The sequence below is a fragment of the Streptomyces sp. NPDC090021 genome, assembly GCF_044748225.1.
In the GTDB taxonomy this organism is placed as follows: Bacteria; Actinomycetota; Actinomycetes; order Streptomycetales; family Streptomycetaceae; genus Streptomyces.
Genome location: NZ_JBIVFO010000021.1, coordinates 82851 through 102363 on the forward strand (window position 1 = coordinate 82851; position 19513 = coordinate 102363).

Genomic DNA, 19513 nt, shown 5'->3' on the forward strand with positions numbered 1-19513 from the left:
CCCACCGCTAGCCTGGGATCATGAAGCTCACCAAGCGGCTGCACTCCTGCGTCCAGCTGGAGAAGGACGGGCGCACGCTCGTCATCGACCCGGGCGCCTTCAGCGAACCGGACGCGGGCCTGGGGGCGGACGCCCTGCTGGTCACGCACGAACACCCCGACCACTTCGAGGAGGGGCGGCTGCGGGCCGCCCTCGACGCGAACCCGGCGGCCGGGCTGTGGACCCTGCGCAGCGTTGCCGAGCGGCTCGCCCCCGCCTACCCGGGCCGGGTGCACACCGTCGGCCACGGCGACACCTTCACCGCGGCCGGGTTCGAGGTGCAGGTGCACGGCGAGCTGCACGCCGTGATCCACCCGGACATCCCGCGGGTCACCAACGTCGGCTACCTCGTCGACGGGTCCCTCTTCCACCCCGGCGACGCACTGACCGTGCCCGGGGTCCCGGTGGAGACCCTGATGGTGCCGGTGCACGCACCCTGGAACAAGGTCTCCGAGGTGATCGACTACCTCCGTGAGGTCAAGCCGCGCCGGGCCCTCGACATCCACGACGCCTACCTCGCCGACATCGCCCGGCCGGTCTACGACTTCGCCCTGGACAAGCTGGGCGGCACCGACCACGGGCGGCTCACCGCCGGGGACAGCACCTCGGTGTAACGGCCGCTGTCGGTGCCGGGCGGTAGGTTGGCAGGTATGCGTATCGCCACCTACAACGTCAACTCCATCACGGCCCGGCTGCCGCGCCTGCTGGCCTGGCTGGAGAGCTCCGGCACCGATGTCGTGTGCATCCAGGAGACCAAGTGCTCGGCGGAGCAGTTCCCGCACGAGCAGCTGCGCGAGCTGGGCTACGAGGCCGCGGTCAACGCCACCGGCCGCTGGAACGGCGTGGCCCTCCTCTCCAAGGTCGGCCTGGACGACGTGGTCACGGGGCTGCCCGGCGGCCCCGACTACGAGGGCGTCCAGGAGCCCCGGGCGATCTCCGCCACCTGCGGCGGGGTCCGGGTCTGGTCGGTGTACGTGCCCAACGGCCGGGAGGTCGAGCACGACCACTACGGCTACAAGCTGGACTGGTTCCGCTCCCTGGCCACGGCCGTCGCCGAGGACGCGGCCGGCCCGCGTCCCTTCGCCGTGCTCGGCGACTTCAACGTGGCCCCGACCGACGAGGACGTCTACGACCCGGCCGTCTTCGCGGGACTGACGCATGTCACCCCGGCCGAGCGGGCTGCCCTGGAGGTGCTGCGCGCCACCGGCCTCTCGGACGTCTTCCCGCGCGCGCTGAAGTACGACCGCCCGTACACCTTCTGGGACTACCGGATGCTCGCCTTCCCCAAGAACAAGGGCATGCGTATCGACCTGGTCTACGGCAACGAGCCCTTCACCAAGGCCGTCACCGACGCCTACGTCGACCGCGAGGAGCGCAAGGGCAAGGGCGCCTCCGACCACGCACCGGTCGTCGTCGACCTCGATCTCGACCGGTAGGCCGACGGCCCGCCGAAACGGATCAGGCGCGCCCTGTGGCCACCGGCGGATCCTGGTGCGACGCTGGGCGGTATGAACATCCCTTTCCTGGACAACTGGCTGAACCGGCGTGAAACGGAACAGGGTGCGGGGCTCGCGGCCGCCCTCGTGGACGATCCCGAGGGCGTCGCCGAGTTGTTCGCGGAGTGCGAGATGCTGCGGGTCCACGCGCGGGCGGCCGGGCTCGAACTCGACGGGAGCCCCACCTCGTTGGAGGCCCTCGACCAGCTCATGCCCCGCTGGCGGCGGGACCCCGAGGTGGTGCCCTGGCTCGGCAACGACGCGGGCTTCTACCTCGGCACCGTGATCGTCCGGACGGTCCCGGGGAGCGCCTGGCAGGTGTGGCCCAACGGCCAGCCGGCGATCCGCCTGGCGTCGGGCCGGGAGCTGAACGTGATCGAGTCGGGGGTGTCCTGGGCGATGACAGGTTCCCCCGAGCTCAGCCAGGCGTACGCGGAGGCCTCCGAGGGCTGACACCACCGGCGGCCCGGCCGCCGCCGTCGGTCACCGCTCGCGCAGCGGCACCGCGACGTATCTGGGATCGCCCGGGGGCGAGGAGAAGGTCAGCTGCGCACCGGTGGGGTTGTGCTCGATGTAGAGCGGGTCGACGGTGTCGACCACGAGGGCGAGCCGGTGGCCCGCGGGCACGTCGTAGGCGGTCGAGAAGAGCTCCAGGTCCACGCCGAAGGCCTGGCCCGGGGTCTTGCCGTGGAAGGTGTACGGGGCGTTGCTGACCAGCTTGCCGATGCCGAGCGGGCCGACGTCGTAGAGGTACGCGACGAAGGTGCCGTCGCCCTTGGTGGGCGTGACGGTGGTGTGCAGCCGGACGGTGCCGCGGATGCGGCGGGCCTCGCCGTGGCGCCCCGACTGCCAGACGGCGGCGAAGGAGCGGGGGAGCAGCGGGATCGAGGCGATCGGAGGTGCTGTGAAGAACTGGTCCAGGACGCTGGAGAGGATCACGACGCCGCCGTTGGCCCCGGAGTCGACGTTCGCGAAGAGGTGTTCGCTGTCGGTGAGGGCGAGCTTCTCGATGCCGCCGGAGCCCACCGACGCCCAGTCGGCGTAGCCCTCGTAGCCGCCGTCGCCGCGGGACTTGATCTGCACCGGGGCCTCGGTGTCGATGCCGTTGCGCTCGCCCTTGAGGTGGTGGTCGAACCAGCGGTGGGCGTTGGTCCAGGTGTCGTTGGGCAGGCCGAGCAGGCCGGTGCCCTCGGCGGTGGCGTGGTCGCCCGGGCGGAATTCCAGCCGCTTGGGGCCGGTCAGCCGCTCGTAGAACTTCGCGTACTGGTTGGGCGGGAAGACCGTGTCGCCCCAGGCGTTGCCAAGCATGATCGCGGCGCCGTTGGCGTTGATCCGGTCCACCTGTTCGGCGGCCGACCGCTTCCTGCCCCACTCGATCATCTGCTGTTCGCGGTCCAGCCGGGAGCCGAGGAAGTCGCCCAGTATCGACTGGAGTTCGGGTCCGGGACGGCCGGTGAGGTAGCCCGCGGCGCCGAGCAGGCCGGCGGCCTGGCGGTGCTGGGTGCGGCCCGAGTAGATGGATTCGATGAGGTCGGCCCAGCCGCTCATCGCGACCACTGCCTTGACGCGCGGGTCGTGCGCGGAGGCCAGCAGGGTGATGCCGGCGCCGTAGGAGACCCCGCCGAGGCCGATGCGGTCCGCGTCGGCGGGGGTGTGGGCGAGGGCCCAGTCGATGACGGCCGAGACGTCGGCGATGTCCGGCGGCCCGGCCACCTCGATCTGCCCGCCGGAGAGCCAGAAGCCGCGGGAGGTGTAACTGACCACGACGTAGCCGGAGTCGGCGAGCTTCTTGGCCTGGGTGATGTATTCGATCTGCGGCATGCCCCAGCTGGTGGGCAGCACGATCAGCGGATACTTCCGGCCGGTCGTGGCCCCGTCCGGAGTGAAGACGTTGCCCTTGAGGGTGATGCCGCCGGAGCCGGGGATGTCGTGAAAGCGCAGGTCCGCGGCGGCGGTCCGCGCGGTGGTGGCAGCGGTCGCCGCGGCGGCGGCGGGAGCCGCCTGGGCCTGGTGGGGGGCCAGGCCCAGGGCGGTCGCCGCCAGGAGTGCCGCCACGGCTGCGGCGGTGGTGGTGCGTTCCATCGGTCGCTCCTCGCGTGCACCGGGAGTCCTGAAAGTGACCCGACGGTAACGGGAGCGACTTACCGAAGGTAACCCGTCGGTAAGTTACGTGGTGGTAACAATTGAACGAGAGTCAGGAGGAGGGGTTCGCGGGTCAGTCGTTCTGCGGGGTGCCCGACAGGGCGCTCCTGGCCTTCCACTGGTCCCAGGAGAGGTTCCACTCGCCGTAGCCGTTGCCGATGTCGGCGACGCCCTTGGAGCCCTCGCCGACCACCTCGAAGGCATCGCCGATCTGGGACTGGGCGAAGAACTCCTTGGCGTTGGCGTCGCTCATCCCCACGCAGCCGGAACTGCTGTTGCTCCGGCCGAAGTTGGCCTCGTTCCACGGTGCTGCGTGCGCGTACATGCCGGACCAGGTGATCCGCATCGAGTAATCGACCATCTTGTCGTAGGCGTTGTCCAGGCCCACCGTCTGGGAGTCCATCCGGATGGTGCCCTCCTTCGACATGATCACCATCTTCCCGGACCAGGACGCCTTCTTGCCGCCCGGGGTGCCGGCCGAGATCGGGATCGTCTTCTGCGTCCGGCCGTCCTCGGTCACCGTCAGCTTCTTGGTGTCGAGGCTGACCTGGACCCGGCGGTCCTTGCCGATCTTGAACTCGGTGCTGTAGTCCCGGGCGAACATCCCGCCGCCCTTGCCGGATTCCACACCGTTCAGGTTCATCTCGACCTTCACGTCGGTGCCGGACTTCCAGTAGTCCTTGGGACGCCAGTCGACGCGGTCGTTGCCGGAGTGGTCCTTGATCCAGCCCCAGGAGCCCTCGGTGTTGTCGGAGGTGGTGACCTTGAGCTGCTTCTCCACCTCGGCCTTGTTCGTCACCGGGTTGTCGAAGACGAGTGACACGGGCATCGCCACGCCCACCGTGCTGCCCTTGGGGATGTTGATCGAGACCTTGTTCACCTTGTCGGCGGCACTGGTCCTGAACTGGGTGCTCGCGCTCTGGCTGTCGGTGTTCTGCGCCTCGACCCTGTACTCCGCGCCGGCCGGGGCGTTGCGCTCCGAGGTCCAGGTCTTCCCGTCGTCGGCTATTTTGCCCGGCAGTTCCGCCCCCTTGGCGTCGGTCACCTTCACCGCGGCGAGCTTGCCCTCGGCGACGGTCACCGTCACCGGCCGGCCCGCCTTGACCTGATCACCCGTGAGGTTCACCGAGACCGCCATGGGCGCCTTCGGCTTCGACTCCTCCGTGCCCTTGCCGTCGCTTCCACCGTCACTCCCGCCCGAGCAGGCGGTCAGCGCGGCGGCCAGAAATGCGGTGCCCGCAATGGCGGTGCGGCGTGTGCGGCTCAACGAAGGGCCCCTTCGAGTCGTGGTGGTGGTGAACGTTCGCAAAAGAGGATGGGAACGGGACGACTTTAGGTTGCACAAACCACGGAAAAGATCGCTCTTTCTCTTGTGACGTGGACCGCAGCGAAACGGTCATCATCCGGTCACATTCGCCGCGCACTTCGGTCACGGCCGGCTGTGAGAGTCCTGTGAACGACCCCTCAGGACGATCAGGAAGGCCGTCAGCCGTGTGCGCACTGCTCGTTACCCCCGCCCGGCAGGACCAGGACCACGAGCTCCGGGTGCGCACCCTGTCCGTCCCCGAATACCAGTCCTTCCTCTCCAGGACCCCCGCGGCGAGCTTTCTCCAGCACCCGTCATGGGGCCGGGTGAAGGATCTCTGGCGCTCGGAAATGGTCGGATGGCACTGTCCGGGCGGCGAGATCGAAGGTGCCGGACTCGTTCTCTACCGGCAATTCCCCGGCACCCGCAAATACTTCGCCTACCTGCCCGAAGGGCCCGTCGCCGACTGGTCCGACCCGCGCATCGACCGCTGGCTCGACCCGCTCATGCGCCACCTGCGCGCCGCCGGCGCCTTCGCCGTCCGTATCGGCCCCAGCCCCGCCTACCGCCGCTGGGACGCGGCCACCGCCAAAGCCGGTACCGGAACGGGCCGCCGGATATCCGACGTCCTCGCCACCGAGGTCGACCCCGTGGGCGCCGCCCTCGCCGACCGGCTGCGCACCCGCGGCTGGAAGCGCTGCGGCGGCGAGGACGACGGCGACGCCCAGCCCCGCCACGTCTTCCGCGTGCCGCTGGCCGGACGCAGCCTCGACGACCTGTGGTCCGGCCTCAACCAGGAATGGCGGCGCAACGTGCGCAAGGCCGACAAGGCCGGAGTGGAGACCGTCCTCGGCTCCGCCGCCGACCTGCCCGAGTTCTACCGGCTGCTGCGGATCACCGAGGAGCGCGACGGCTTCCGGCTCGGCCGTTCCCTCGCGTACTACGAGCGGCAGTACCGCGTCCTGAACGAGGAACAGCCCGGCCGGATGCGGCTCTACCTGGCCGTCCACGACGGCGAGATCCTCGCCGCCCACACCATGATCAGCACCGGCGGCAGGGTCTGGTACCAGACCGGCGCCTCCGCCGACCACCGGCGCGAAGTACGGCCCAGCAACGCCCTGCAGTGGCGCATGATGCGCGACGCACACGCCCTCGGCGCCGACGAGTACGACATGCGCGGGGTACCCTCCACCCTTGACCCCGACGAACGTTCTTTCGGGCTGCTGCGCTGGAAGCTCGGCACCGGCGGACAGGTCGTCGAAACGCTCGGTGAATGGGAGATCCCGATGGACGGAGTCGCCAACGCGACCCTCTACAAGGCGTTCCAGGCCTACCTGGCCCGCCGGTGACGGCCACCGACACCAGACAGGCGGGCCCCGGCACCGACGGCGCGGCACCCCGCAAGACCTCGGTGCTGCGCAGCGGCGCGCTCATGGCGGCCGGCTCGATCGTCTCCCGCGCCACCGGCTTCATCCGCTCCGCCGTCGTCGTCGCGGCCCTGGGCACCGGACTGCTCGGCGACGGCTACGCCGTCGCCAACACCGTCCCGAACATCATCTACATCCTGCTCGTCGGCGGCGCGCTCAACGCCGTCTTCGTACCCGAGCTGGTCCGGGCCGCCAAGGAACACGCCGACGGCGGCGCCGCCTACACCGACCGGCTGCTCACCGCCTGCACCGCGGCCCTCGTCGCCCTCACCGCCACCGCCGTGATCGCCGCCCCGCTGATCGTCTCGGCGTACACCGGCTACAGCGGCGCCCAGGCCGACACCACCGTGGCCCTGGCCCGGTACTGCCTGCCCCAGATCCTCTTCTACGGGCTCTTCACCCTCCTCGGCCAGGTCCTGAACTCCCGCGGCCGGTTCGGCGCGATGATGTGGACCCCGGTCCTCAACAACGTCGTCATCACCGCCGTCTTCGGGCTGTTCCTGTACGTCTCCCACGACGCCGCCACCGGCCTCACCGCCGCGGAGACCCGGCTCCTGGGCCTCGGCACCACCGCGGGCATCGTCGTACAGGCCCTCGCCCTGATCCCCTCACTGCGCGCGGCCCGTTTCCGCTGGCGCCCCCGCTTCGACTGGCGCGGCAGCGGCCTCGGCCGCCCCCTGCGCAACGCGGGCTGGACCGTCCTGCTCGTCCTCACCAACCAGTTCGCCTACTGGGTCGTCACCCGGCTCTCCACCGCCACCGGCCAGCGCGCCGTCGACGCCGGCCTCGCGGGCGGCGCCGGATACACCGCCTACAGCAACGCCTACCAGCTGTGGATCGTCCCGCAGGGCATCATCACCGTCTCCCTCGTGACGGCGCTGATGCCCCGGATGAGTTCCGCCGCCACCGACGGCGACCTCGGCGCTGTCCGCCGCGACGTCTCCTACGCCCTGCGCTCCAGCGCCGCCCTCGTCGTCCCCGCCGCCGCCCTCATGGCCGCCCTCGCCCCCTGGGTGATGGGCAGCGTCTTCGGCTACGGACGCACCGGCGCCGCCGACATCGCGGTCATGGCCGGCATGCTCACGGCCTTCGCCCCCGGCCTGGTCGCCTTCTCCGCGCAGTACGTGCTCTCCCGCGGCTTCTACGCCCTCTCCGACACCCGGACCCCCTTCTTCCTCAACCTCGTCATCGTCACCGTCAACGCCGGCCTGTCGGCCGCCGCCTACCTCCTGCTCTCCCCGCGCTGGGCGGTCACCGGCATGGCCGCCGCCTCCTCCGTCGCCTTCCTCGCGGGCGCCGCTGCCACCGGGTACGCCCTCTCCCGCAGGCTCGGCCCGCGCACGGGCAGCCGCGGCGAACGCCGGACCACCGCCGTACGCACCCACCTGCGGCTGCTGACGGCCTGCGCGCCCGCGGCCGCGGCGGCGTACGCGGCGGCCCGCGCCGCCGAGGGCTTCGGCGACTTCGCCGCGGTCGGAGCGGGAACCGCCGCCCTCGCCCTGGTCGTCGTCCTCCTTGCCCGGCCGCTGCGCCTGGCCGAGATCACCGACCTGCTGGACTCCCTGCGGCGCAAGACCGGCCGGAAGCGGGAGGAGAAGCCGAAGACCACCCTGGGATACTGACCGGATGCCACGCGTACTGCTGATCGAGGACGACCCTTCCATCCGCGAAGGGGTGGGCCTCGGCCTGCGCCGCCGCGGCCACGACGTGCAGGCCGCCGAGACGGGGGAGGAGGGACTCGCCCTGATGGCGGCCTTCCACCCCGAACTCGTCCTGCTCGACCTGATGCTGCCCGGCATCAACGGCGTACAGATATGCCACCGCATCCGCCAGACCAGCGAAGTGCCGATCATCATGCTCACCGCACGCGGCGACGACTTCGACATCGTCATCGGCCTGGAGGCGGGCGCCGACGACTACATCGTCAAACCCGCCCGCACCGAGGTCATCGAAGCCCGCATCAAGGCCGTGCTGCGCCGGCTCAGCGACCCGGTGGGAACCCGCCCCGGCATCGAGACCCACGGCGAACTCGCCATCGACCGCGCCGGACTGACCGTCGCCAAGAACGGCGAACGCGTCGCCCTCGCACCCAGCGAGATCAAACTCCTGCTGCACCTGTCCGCCTCGCCCGAGCAGGTCTTCTCCCGCCAGCAGCTCCTGGAGTACGTCTGGGACCACAGCTACCACGCCGACGCCCGGCTCGTGGACGCCTGCGTCCGCCGACTGCGCCACAAGATCGAGGACCCCGCCCGCAGCCCCCGCTACATACAGACCGTCCGCGGCTTCGGCTACCGCTTCGGCCCCCTGTAGGCCGCGGTGCGACGCATAGCACCCCTCGGGCTGCGCACCCGGCTGATAGCGGCCTTCCTCCTGGTCGCCGCCATCAGCGCGGGAAGCACCGCGGCCCTGACCTACCAGCAGGCCCGCAACGCCATCCTCAAACAGACCCAGGACACCGCCGTCAGCACCCTGCGCGACCAGGTCGAGCAGCAGGAGATCCGCCTCCCCATGGAACAGCAGGAACTCCAGCGCATCGTCATCGAGCTCGGCAAACGCGGCAAGCCCCACCCGTGGATCATCTTCGGCGAATACGGCGGCGTACGCGTCTCCACCAACCCCGGCACACCCACCTCCACCGTGATCACCGACAGCCTGCGCGACCGGGTCCGCAACAACCAGTACGCCGCCTTCCAGCGCGCCGAGGACCAGCGCGGCAACCCCTGGCTCACCATCGGCGTCCCCGCCGTCTTCGAACACAACGGATACACCGAGGCCACCGGCGTCGTCTTCTACGCCAGCGTCCCGCTCTCCAACGAGAAGCAGACCGTCGAGGCCATGGTCGAGGCCGCCCAGCAGGGCGCCGTCCCGGGCCTGGCCATCGCCGTCATCCCCGCCCTGCTGGCCGCCCGCAGTGTGCTGCGCCCGGTCCGCGACATGCGGCGCGCCGCCCAGAACCTCGGCCGCGGCCACCTCGACACCCGCATCGAGGTCCGGGGCGCCGACGAACTCGCCGGACTCGCCCGCACCTTCAACGAGACCGCCCGCGCCCTGGAACAGTCCGTGCGCGAGCTCCAGGACGCCGAGACCCGCGCCCGCCGCTTCGCCTCCGACGTCTCCCACGAACTGCGCACCCCGCTCGCCGGGATGCTCGCCGTCACCGAGGTCCTCGACGAGGACGCCGCCCGCCTCGACGCCGACACCGCCAAGGCCCTGCACCTGGTCAGCGCCGAGACCGGCAAACTCGCCGTGCTCGTCGAGGACCTGATGGAGATCTCCCGCTTCGACGCCCGGGCAGCCGAACTCAACCTCGACGACGTCGACATCGCCGAAGCCGTCCGCAAGACCCTCGAACGACGCCACTGGGACGACGACCGCGTCGTCACCGACCTGCCCGACGGGGTACGCGCCCGGCTCGACCCGCGCCGCTTCGACGTGATCCTCGCCAACCTCGTCGGCAACGCCCTGCGGCACGGCGGCGCCCCCGTAGGCGTCACCGTACGGACCGCACCCGGCGCGGCGGGCGAGCGGCTCCTCATCGACATCGCCGACAGCGGGCCCGGCATCGCCCCCGAGGTCCTGCCGCACATCTTCGACCGCTTCTTCAAGGCCGACGCGGCCCGCACCCGCTCCGCCGGCAGCGGCCTCGGACTCGCCATCACCCTGGAGAACGTCCGCCTGCACGGCGGCACCCTCCGCGCGGCCAACCGGCCCTCGGGCGGCGCCCTCTTCACCCTCGACATGCCGCTGGAGGCCCGCTCGTGACCGGGCGCACGACGAGATCCCGCGCCACGGCCGCCGCCGCCCTGACCGGCTGCGCCCTGCTGCTCGCCGGCTGCGGGATCAAACGCACCGGGGTGGTCGAGAGCGGCCACGCCGCCACCGTCAAGGTGCCCGGCAGCAAGAACGCCGCCACCCTCTACTACGTCTCCAAGGACGGCGACCGGGTCGTCCCGGTGCCCTTCTCCATCGGCACCGACTACATGCTCGCGCCCGTGCCGCTCCTGCGGATCCTGCTGGACGGCCCCACCGGACCGGCCTCGGCGGCCGGACTCACCACGGCCCTGCCCAAGGTGTCCGACGCGCAGTCGGAGACGGCGGAGGTCAGCACGTACGTGCCGGACAAGGGGATCACGGTCAGTGTGCCGTTCCCCGTCGCCGGTCTGTCCGACCTGGCCCGCAAACAGCTGGTGTGCACCTTCGGCGTCTCCGCCGTGCCGGACACCCTCATCCCGGTCGCCATCCAGGGCACCGACACCACCCTCCCCGCCGCCGACTGCAACCCGCGGCGCTGACGCGGCAGCTGCGCACCCTCTACGAGGAGTGGAGTGGTGCGCGGCCATGCCCGTACCGGAACTCGCGGGCCCGCCGCGGCGGCTGGTGTCCCACTTCGTCAACGGGATCACACGGCTGCCGCTGCGGGTGTCCGGGCCGGCCGGGTGACGTCCGCGACCAGCTCGGTCACGTCCGGCCCGTAGGCGTCGGAGTTGACGACCTTCAGCACCAGGCAGAAGGACTCCGCCCCGTACCTGCGGGCCAGCCGCGTGTGGTGCCGGTTCAGGTACCGGGCGGCCGCCTGGTTGCTGACCGCCGTCTGCCCGGACAGCAGGAACACCGGCCGCCCGCCCTCTCCGCCCGCCAGCCGGGCCAGCACCACGTACTCCTCCAGTCCCTTGCGCCACCGGTAAGTTTCGCCGCCCACCTCGATCGCGCCCCGGTCCTCGGGCCGCTCGGCGTCGATGGTGACGGTGATGCCCGGCAGCATGGAAGCGAGATGCGCCGTGGTGCGGGCGTTGGACGTCGGCCCGCCGACACAGAACTCGGCCCGGTCGCCGAAGCCCTGACGGGCGGTGTCGTGCGTGACGATCTGGATGTTCGCCCCGCAGTCCTTGATCAGGGCGGAGATCTCCAGCAGGGCGAAGGCGTCGTTGCGATGCAGGGAGGACTCCTTCCCGCCCATCTGCCGGTTGACCACGAACAGGCAGTCGGAGCCCGCCGGCAGTCCGAAGAACGCCTGCTTGCGGCGGAGCGCGCGCCGCCAGAGATAGGTCCGCGAGAACCAGCCGAACCCGCCGCTGACGGCGGTGGCTATCACCCCGAGCACGATGTTGCGCACGTCGTCGTTCATGCGCGGGATGCTAGCGGTGCCGGCGGCCGGGATCACCGCCCCGGTGCCCTTCCGCCCCTTCCGCCCTGCGGTGCCCTGCAACCCGCCGGTGGCGCGCCCCGCCGGACCGCGCACCGCCCGACGGCGCGCCCCGGCAGACGCCCTGACGGGGCGCCGGGCCCGGCGCTAGGCTCGGCCCACGCTGCCACTGGAGGTCCGGATGCACCGTCCCGCCGTCGCCCGCACGTTACCGCTGCTGACCGTAGCCGCCGCACTCGTGACGACCGGCGCCGCCCCGCCCGCCGCGCCGGCCCCCGCCCCGCCGGCGAAGGTACCGGTCGCCGCCGGCTACGGCGGAGCCGTCGCCAGCGTCGACGCGGACGCCTCGGCCGCCGGGATCGCCGTACTGCGCTCCGGCGGCAACGCCGTCGACGCGGCCGTCGCCACCGCCGCGGCCCTCGGCGTCACCGAGCCCTACTCGGCGGGCATCGGAGGCGGCGGCTACTTCGTCTACTACGACGCCCGCTCGCGCCGGGTGCACACCATCGACGGCCGGGAGACCGCCCCGGCCACGGCCACCGCGACCCTGTTCCAGGAGAACGGACAGCCGATCCCCTTCGCGGAGGGCCAGACCAGCGGCCTCGGCGTCGGCGTCCCCGGCACCCCCGCCACCTGGAAGAGCGCCCTCGACGCCTGGGGCAGCCGCCCGCTGCGCCAACTCCTGCGCCCCGCCGAGAAACTGGCCCGAGACGGTTTCACGGTCGACGCCACCTTCCGGGCCCAGACCGAGCTCAACGAGGCCCGGTTCAGGGACTTCCCCGACAGCAAGAAGCTGTTCCTGCCCGGCGGTTCCCTCCCGGTCGTCGGCTCCACCTTCAAGAACCCCGACCTCGCCGACACCTACGCCGAACTCGCCCGCAAGGGAACCGGCGCCCTCTACCGGGGTCCCATCGCCGAGGACATCGTCCGCACGGTCCGCACGCCCCCGGTGGACCCCGCCGCCACCCGCCGGGTCCGGCCCGGCGACCTGACCTCCGGCGACCTGCGCGCGTACGGCACCAAGCGGCAGAAACCCACCCGGGTGGGCTACCGCGGCCTGGACGTCTACAGCATGGCGCCCTCCTCGTCCGGTGGCACCACGGTCGGCGAGGCCCTGAACATCCTGGAACGGACCGACCTCTCGAAGCTGTCCGAGACGCAGTACCTGCACCGCTTCATCGAGGCCTCCCGGATCTCCTTCGCCGACCGCGGCCGCTGGGTGGGCGACCCGGCCGCCGTGGACGTGCCCACGCGTGGACTGCTCTCCCAGCGGTTCGCCGACTCCCGCGCCTGCCTGATCGATCCGGACCGGGCCCTGACCAGCCCGCTGGCCCCCGGCGACCCGCGCCACCCGGTGCCCTGCGCCTCCACCGGACAGGCCGCGCCGACCACGTACGAGGGGGAGAACACCACGCACCTGACGGTTGCCGACCGCTGGGGCAACGTCGTCTCCTACACCCTGACCATCGAGTCCACCGGCGGCAGCGCCATCACCGTCCCCGGCCGGGGCTTCCTCCTCAACAACGAGCTGACCGACTTCTCCTTCGCCCCGGCGGCGCCGGGCGTCCCGGACCCGAACCTGCCGGGCCCCGGCAAGCGCCCGCGCTCGTCCATGTCCCCGACGATCGTGCTGGACGACGGCCGGCCGGTGCTCGCGCTCGGCTCACCCGGCGGAGCCACCATCATCACCACCGTCCTGCAGACCCTGACCGGCCACCTGGACCGGGGCCTGCCGCTGGTCGACGCGATCGCCGCGCCGCGGGCCAGCCAGCGCAACCAGGCCACGACCGACCTGGAACCGGCCCTGTGGAACAGCCCGCTGCGCGCCGAGCTGGAGGCCCTGGGCCAGGGCTTCCGGCAGAACCCGGAGATCGGCGCCGCCACCGGGGTCCAGCGGCTGCCCGACGGCCGGTGGCTGGCTGCGGCCGAGACCTCCCGGCGCGGCGGCGGCTCGGCCATGGTCGTCCACCCGCACGGCAGGCCGTAGCACCACGCCGCGGCACAGCGCCCCGGCGCGCTAGGGTCCGGGTATGGGTCTCCAGGAGCTCGGCAGCGCGCGGTACGTAAGCCTCACCACCTTCCGCAAGGACGGCACGCCCGTGGCGACCCCCGTGTGGGCGGTCGCCGACGGGGGTGAGCTGTACGTGTGGACCCGCAGCGACTCCTGGAAGGTCAAGCGCATCCGCAACGACGGACGGGTCACCGTCGCCCCGTGCGACGTTAGGGGACGCGTCGAGGAAGGGGTGTCCGCGGTCGAGGGGCGGGCCCGGCTGCTCGACGAGGAGGGCCTGCGCCGGGTGCGCAGGCTGATGTCGCGCAAGTACACCTGGCAGTTCTGGACGGTGGACGTGCCCGCCGCTCTGGTGCGGCGCGGGAAGCGGCCGCACACCGCGATCGCCGTCAAGCTTTGAGACTCCCGTAGCCCGCCCGTAACACGGGTGGGGTCCAATGCGGTCATGGAGACCGCGACTTCACTGGCGATCAGTCAACTCTCCGGATACTTGCGGGGATTGACGCAGAGACTGGATGCCGGGGCAGGCTGGTACGGGGAGTTCCTGCGCCGGGATCCGGACGGCATGCGGGCCTGTCTCAACGGGGCGGCGATACCCCCGTGGGACGTCGTGGAGTCCCTGCTGAGGGACCTGGCGGAGTCGGGCGGCGCGGAACTCGCGGCGCGGGAGACCGGATACGCGGCGAAGCTGCGGGCCACGGCCGTGGCCGTGTGGGACCGGCTCCCGGGAGGTGCGGACGAACTGCGGACCCTGCTGGCGGCGGCGGCCGCCCAGCGGGCCGAGTCGGAGGAGGCCCTGCGCAGCCTGACCGCCCGGCTCGGCGGGACCGCCGACCGGGCCGAGACCGAAGCCCTGACCCGGGAGCTGTCCTGGACCCAGGACGACATGGCCCGCGCCGCGGCCCGCCACGAAGACCTGGCGGCCCGCCTCGCCGCCCTGCACACCGCCCCCCACCCCGGCGCACCCCGGCAGGCGGCGGCCCCGGCCCAGGCGGGCCCGACCCAGGCGAGCCCGGCCCCGCAGACCCGGCCCCGGCTCGGCACACCCGCACAGGAGACACCCGAGACGGTGCAGGGCGGGGCCCGGGCCTGGGCGGACCCGCGTACGCAGGCGCCGACGGCGGCGGCGGGGCCGGGGCATGCGTCTCCGGGTGGCCCCCGGGCCGGGAGCCCGGCCGACGGCGACGCTCCGCGTGTGCCGGGGCGGGTGCCCGGGGAGGGCGCGGGCCACGCCCACGGTCAGGAGTCGCCGCCCGCGGACGAGGGTGGCGCCGCTGCCCGGGAGACGGATGTGCTGCCGCCCGTCGGGCGGGCCGAGGGGCGGTGGCTGCGGGGGGCGCGGCGGGCCGGAGGCGCCCGCTACGCCGGGTCGGCGGCTCCCGGGGCCCCGGCCTTCACGCCGCCGCCGGGCCACCCGGACGCCGAGGCTCCCGGCGGGCCGGGGAGCCCGGAAGTCCATCGCGCCCCGCGCGGTGCCCGGTTCGGCCGGCCGCGGCCCGAGCGGGCGTCCGTACCCGAGCCCGCACCCGTACCCGTACCCGTACCGGAGCCCGCGCCCGCACAGCCGGCCGGCTCGCCGCGGGCCGTCGCCGCCGAGCTGATCGCGCTGCGCGCGCAGGGCCGCAGCGGGGAGGCGCACGCCCTGCTCTGCCAGGCCGCGGCCTGGCCCGCCGGGCAACTGCCCCACCTGGCCGCCGAACTGACCCGTGCGGGCCTGGCGGCCGACTGGACGACCCTGCTGTGGGAGGCGGCCTCCCTGCCGCCCGACCGGCTCGCCGCGGCCGCCGCCGCCCTCGGCGACGCCGACCGGGAGGCCGACCGCGACGCCCTGTTGCGGCAGGGCGTGGCCCGCCCCGCCGCCGAGGTCGCGGACGCGGCCCTCGCCCTCGGCACGGCCGGCCGCACCCGTGAGGCCGAAGCCCTGCTCGGAGCCTTCGTACGGGTCCGTACCGCCGAGGAGGCCGCCGCCCTGGCCCGGCACGACCCCCAGTGGCTCACCCCGCTGCTGCTCCGCGTGGCCGGCTTACTCCCCGGTGCGCGCCACCGAGACCTCGTCCACGCCCTCCGCGTGGCCGGCATCGCCACCCCCTGGTAGGCCCTGTCGCCCGATTCCGCGACACCCCGCCCCCGCCCCGCCCGCCCCGCCCGCCCCGCGCCACCCGGGCCGGCGGGGCCGTGGGCCGAGGCCCGGATCCTCCCGGCTCCATGTCGTCAAACTCTCGTCTGCTGACCGCAAACGACCGCGCCGCGACGTAACGTGACCGACTGCTCCAACTGTGCAAGGCGGTCTTGCCCCGCGCAGTGACGAGGCCTACGTTCTACTCCCTACGCACTCCGTCTACGTGCGTAGAACCGGCGTTCCCGTCGCAAGGAGCAGCTCATGGCCCAAGTCGTCCGCGCCGCGCTGGTCCAGGCCACCTGGACCGGAGACACCGAATCGATGATCGCCAAGCACGAGGACTACGCCCGCCGGGCCGCCGCCGAGGGTGCGAAGGTCATCGGCTTCCAGGAGGTGTTCAACGCCCCCTACTTCTGCCAGGTCCAGGAGCCCGAGCACTACCGCTGGGCCGAGGCCGTCCCCGACGGCCCGACCGTCCGCCGTATGCAGGACCTCGCCCGCGAGACCGGCATGGTCATCGTCGTCCCGGTCTTCGAGCTGGAGAACGCGGGCTTCTACTACAACACCGCTGCCGTCATCGACGCCGACGGCACCTACCTCGGCAAGTACCGCAAGCACCACATCCCGCAGGTCAAGGGCTTCTGGGAGAAGTACTACTTCCGCCCCGGCAACCTCGGCTGGCCCGTTTTCGACACCGCGGCCGGCCGGATCGGCGTCTACATCTGCTACGACCGCCACTTCCCCGAGGGCTGGCGCCAACTCGGTCTGGCCGGCGCCCAGCTGGTCTACAACCCCTCCGCCACCCACCGCGGCCTCTCCGCCCACCTCTGGCAGCTGGAACAGCCCGCCGCGGCCGTCGCCAACGAGTACTTCATCGCGGCCATCAACCGCGTCGGCCAGGAGGAGTACGGCGACAACGACTTCTACGGCACCAGCTACTTCGTCGACCCGCGCGGCCAGTTCGTCGGGGACGTCGCCAGCGACAAGGACGAGGAACTCCTCATCCGCGACCTCGACCTCGACCTCATCAAGGAGGTCCGCGACCAGTGGGCCTTCTACCGCGACCGCCGTCCCGACGCCTACGGAGGGCTCGTACAGCCGTGACCAACCCCACCCCCCTCCACAACCGCCACCGCACCGTCCTGCCCGACTGGCTCGCGCTCTACTACAAGAACCCCATCGAGCTCACCCACGGCGAAGGGCGCCACGTCTGGGACGCCGACGGCAACCGCTACCTCGACTTCTTCGGCGGCATCCTCACCACCATGACCGCCCACGCCCTGCCCGAGGTCACCAAGGCCGTCTCCGAGCAGGCCGGACGGATCATCCACTCCTCCACCCTGTACCTCAACCGGCCGATGGTCGAGCTGGCCGAGCGCGTGGCCGCCCTGTCCGGCATCCCCGACGCCCGCGTCTTCTTCACCACCTCCGGCACCGAGGCCAACGACACCGCCCTGCTGCTCGCGACGACGTACCGCCGCTCCAACCAGATCCTGGCGATGCGCAACAGCTACCACGGCCGGTCCTTCTCCACCGTCTCCATCACCGGCAACCGGGGCTGGTCCCCGACCAGCCTGTCCCCGCTGCAGACGTACTACGTCCATGGCGCGGTCCGCACCCGGGGCCCCTTCGCCCACCTCGACGACACCGCCTTCACCGCCGCGGCCGTCGCGGACCTGGAGGACGTACTGGGCCAGGCCCGCGGGGGAGTGGCCGCCCTCATCGCGGAGCCGATCCAGGGCGTCGGCGGCTTCACCTCCCCGCCCGACGGCCTGTACGGCGCCTTCCGCGAGGTCCTCGACCGCCACGGCATCCTGTGGATCAGCGACGAGGTGCAGACCGGCTGGGGCCGCACCGGAGACCACTTCTGGGGCTGGCAGGCCCACGCCCAGAACGGCCCGCCGGACATCCTCACCTTCGCCAAGGGCATCGGCAACGGCATGTCCATCGGCGGCGTCGTCGCCCGCGCCGAGGTGATGAACTGCCTCGACTCCAACTCCATCTCCACCTTCGGCGGCTCACCGGTCACCATGGCGGCCGGCGTCGCCAACCTCGGCTACCTCCTGGAACACGACCTCCAGGGCAACGCCCGCCGCGTCGGCGGCCTGCTGCTGGAACGGCTGCGCGCGATCGCCGCCACCGTCCCCGCCGTCCGGGAGGTCCGCGGCCGGGGCCTGATGGCGGGCATCGAACTGACCAGGCCCGGCACCGACCGGGCCGACCCGGACGCCGCCTCCGCCGTCCTGGAGGCCGCCCGCGAAGGCGGTCTGCTGCTCGGCAAGGGCGGCGGCCACAACACCAGCGTGCTGCGCGTCGCGCCGCCGCTCTCCCTCACCGTCGCCGAGGCGGAAGAGGGCGCCGAGATCCTCGAACAGGCACTCCATCAAGTGAACCGTGTGGAGTAGGGGGAACCTCCCATGAGCAACCGCACTCTGATCAGCGGCGGTCTGGTCGTCACCGCCGCCGACGAACTGCACGCGGACGTCCTGATCGAGGACGGCCGCGTGGCCGCACTGGCCGCGCACGGCTCCGCCGCCGCCGGTGCCTGGACGGCCGACCGCACGATCGACGCGTCCGGGAAGTACGTCATCCCGGGCGGCGTCGACGCGCACACCCACATGGAGCTCCCCTTCGGCGGGACCTCCGCCTCGGACACCTTCGAGACGGGCACCAGAGCCGCCGCCTGGGGCGGCACGACCACCATCGTCGACTTCGCCGTGCAGAGCGTGGGCCACTCCCTGCGCGAAGGACTCGACACCTGGTACGCCAAGGCCGACGGCAACTGCGCCGTCGACTACGCCTTCCACATGATCCTCTCGGACGTCAACGAGGGCACCCTGAAGGAGATGGACCTCCTCGTGGGGGAGGGCGTCACCTCCTTCAAACTGTTCATGGCCTACCCGGGCGTCTTCTACAGCGACGACGGGCAGATCCTGCGCGCGATGCAGCGCGGCGCCTCCAACGGCGGGCTGATCATGATGCACGCCGAGAACGGCATCGCGATCGACGTCCTCGTCGAACAGGCCCTGGCGCGCGGGGAGACCGACCCCCGCCACCACGGCGAGGTCCGCAGGGTGCTCCTCGAAGCCGAGGCCACCCACCGCGCCATCCAGCTCGCCCGGGTCGCCGGCTCCCCGCTGTACGTCGTCCACGTCTCCGCGGAGGAGGCGGTGGCGGAACTCGCCGCCGCCCGTGACAAGGGGCTCCCGGTCTTCGGGGAGACCTGCCCGCAGTACCTGTTCCTGTCCACCGACAACCTGGCCGAGCCGGACTTCCAGGGCGCCAAGTACGTCTGCTCCACCCCGCTGCGGCCCCGCGAGCACCAGGCCGCCCTGTGGCGGGGGCTGCGCACCAACGACCTCCAGGTGGTCTCCACCGACCACTGCCCCTTCTGCTTCCGGGGCCAGAAGGAGCTCGGCCGGGGGGACTTCTCGAAGATCCCCAACGGGCTGCCGGGCGTGGAGAACCGCATGGACCTCCTGCACCAGGCCGTGGTGGACGGGCACATCAGCCGCCGCCGGTGGATCGAGATCGCCTGCGCCACGCCTGCCCGGATGTTCGGCCTCTACCCGAAGAAGGGCACCATCGCACCCGGTTCCGACGCCGACATCGTCCTCTACGATCCGCACGCCGAGCAGGTCATCTCCGCCGAGACGCACCACATGAACGTGGACTACTCGGCGTACGAGGGCAAGCGGATCACCGGACGCGTCGACACCGTGCTCTCCCGCGGTGAACTCGTCATCGACCGGCGCGAGTACACCGGCCGGGCCGGCCACGGGGCCTTCGTCCACCGCGACACCTGCCAGTACCTGTAAAGAGCGTCAAGG

The 19513-nt window shown here is 72.1% G+C and carries 17 protein-coding genes; 14 read left to right on the plus strand and 3 right to left on the minus strand.

The features are described from left to right. Nucleotides 1-20: 20 nt before the first annotated feature. From ACIPXC_RS18750 to ACIPXC_RS18760, 3 genes are all read left to right on the plus strand, one after another. A complete protein-coding gene (locus ACIPXC_RS18750; protein ID WP_401619102.1) occupies nt 21-653 on the plus strand; it encodes an MBL fold metallo-hydrolase in 633 nt (210 codons plus the stop codon). 36 nt (nt 654-689) lie between these two features. Next, entirely contained in the window at nt 690-1475 is a 786-nt protein-coding gene (locus tag ACIPXC_RS18755; RefSeq protein ID WP_401619104.1) for an exodeoxyribonuclease III, read from the plus strand. Between the two features lie 72 nt (nt 1476-1547). Beyond that, nucleotides 1548-1988, plus strand: a complete 441-nt coding sequence (locus ACIPXC_RS18760) for a DUF6278 family protein (RefSeq protein WP_401619107.1) — start codon at nt 1548-1550, stop codon at nt 1986-1988. 30 nt (nt 1989-2018) lie between these two features. On the opposite strand, the gene ACIPXC_RS18765 is transcribed toward ACIPXC_RS18760, so the two are convergent. Both ACIPXC_RS18765 and ACIPXC_RS18770 read right to left on the minus strand, forming a co-directional pair. After that, entirely contained in the window at nt 2019-3617 is a 1599-nt protein-coding gene (locus ACIPXC_RS18765) for a CocE/NonD family hydrolase (RefSeq protein ID WP_401619110.1), read from the minus strand. A 133-nt stretch (nt 3618-3750) separates the two neighbouring features. Beyond that, nucleotides 3751-4944: an Ig-like domain-containing protein gene (locus ACIPXC_RS18770; RefSeq protein ID WP_401619112.1), complete on the minus strand. Its 1194-nt coding sequence runs from the start codon at nt 4942-4944 to the stop codon at nt 3751-3753. Nucleotides 4945-5168: 224 nt separating this feature from the next. On the opposite strand from ACIPXC_RS18770, the gene ACIPXC_RS18775 reads away from it, so the two are divergent. Genes ACIPXC_RS18775 through ACIPXC_RS18795 form a run of 5 tightly spaced genes read left to right on the plus strand, consistent with a single transcriptional unit; the run spans nt 5169 to nt 10702 of the window. Beyond that, nucleotides 5169-6332, plus strand: a complete 1164-nt coding sequence (locus tag ACIPXC_RS18775) for a lipid II:glycine glycyltransferase FemX (RefSeq protein WP_401619115.1) — start codon at nt 5169-5171, stop codon at nt 6330-6332. Further along, nucleotides 6329-8032 carry a murein biosynthesis integral membrane protein MurJ gene (gene murJ / locus ACIPXC_RS18780; RefSeq protein WP_401619118.1) on the plus strand — a complete coding sequence of 568 codons (1704 nt, stop codon included), beginning with the start codon at nt 6329-6331 and terminating at the stop codon, nt 8030-8032. The genes ACIPXC_RS18775 and murJ overlap by 4 nt, the downstream gene beginning before the upstream one ends. A gap of 4 nt (nt 8033-8036) precedes the next feature. Beyond that, complete coding sequence (locus tag ACIPXC_RS18785) at nt 8037-8720, plus strand: response regulator (protein WP_401619121.1); 684 nt, start codon at nt 8037-8039, stop codon at nt 8718-8720. 6 nt (nt 8721-8726) lie between these two features. Then, a complete protein-coding gene (locus ACIPXC_RS18790; protein ID WP_401619125.1) occupies nt 8727-10172 on the plus strand; it encodes an ATP-binding protein in 1446 nt (481 codons plus the stop codon). Beyond that, nucleotides 10169-10702, plus strand: a complete 534-nt coding sequence (locus tag ACIPXC_RS18795) for a hypothetical protein (RefSeq protein WP_401619127.1) — start codon at nt 10169-10171, stop codon at nt 10700-10702. The genes ACIPXC_RS18790 and ACIPXC_RS18795 overlap by 4 nt, the downstream gene beginning before the upstream one ends. Nucleotides 10703-10809: 107 nt before the next feature. On the opposite strand, the gene ACIPXC_RS18800 is transcribed toward ACIPXC_RS18795, so the two are convergent. Further along, entirely contained in the window at nt 10810-11535 is a 726-nt protein-coding gene (locus tag ACIPXC_RS18800) for a hypothetical protein (RefSeq protein WP_401619130.1), read from the minus strand. Nucleotides 11536-11734: 199 nt separating this feature from the next. Between ACIPXC_RS18800 and ggt the strand changes: the two genes are divergently transcribed. From ggt to hydA, 6 genes are all read left to right on the plus strand, one after another. Beyond that, nucleotides 11735-13540 carry a gamma-glutamyltransferase gene (gene ggt / locus ACIPXC_RS18805; RefSeq protein WP_401619133.1) on the plus strand — a complete coding sequence of 602 codons (1806 nt, stop codon included), beginning with the start codon at nt 11735-11737 and terminating at the stop codon, nt 13538-13540. Between the two features lie 43 nt (nt 13541-13583). Further along, the gene (locus ACIPXC_RS18810) at nt 13584-13964 is read left to right on the plus strand and encodes a PPOX class F420-dependent oxidoreductase (protein ID WP_401619135.1); all 381 of its coding nucleotides are present in this window, start codon (nt 13584-13586) and stop codon (nt 13962-13964) included. A 99-nt stretch (nt 13965-14063) separates the two neighbouring features. After that, nucleotides 14064-15659: a hypothetical protein gene (locus ACIPXC_RS18815; RefSeq protein WP_401619138.1), complete on the plus strand. Its 1596-nt coding sequence runs from the start codon at nt 14064-14066 to the stop codon at nt 15657-15659. Between the two features lie 285 nt (nt 15660-15944). Next, nucleotides 15945-16787 (plus strand): nitrilase-related carbon-nitrogen hydrolase, encoded by an 843-nt coding sequence (locus tag ACIPXC_RS18820; RefSeq protein ID WP_401619141.1) that lies wholly within the window; start codon nt 15945-15947, stop codon nt 16785-16787. Beyond that, nucleotides 16784-18088 carry an aspartate aminotransferase family protein gene (locus ACIPXC_RS18825; protein WP_401619144.1) on the plus strand — a complete coding sequence of 435 codons (1305 nt, stop codon included), beginning with the start codon at nt 16784-16786 and terminating at the stop codon, nt 18086-18088. The genes ACIPXC_RS18820 and ACIPXC_RS18825 overlap by 4 nt, the downstream gene beginning before the upstream one ends. A gap of 12 nt (nt 18089-18100) precedes the next feature. Continuing rightward, the gene (gene hydA, locus ACIPXC_RS18830; RefSeq protein WP_401619147.1) at nt 18101-19501 is read left to right on the plus strand and encodes a dihydropyrimidinase; all 1401 of its coding nucleotides are present in this window, start codon (nt 18101-18103) and stop codon (nt 19499-19501) included. Nucleotides 19502-19513 lie beyond the last annotated feature (12 nt).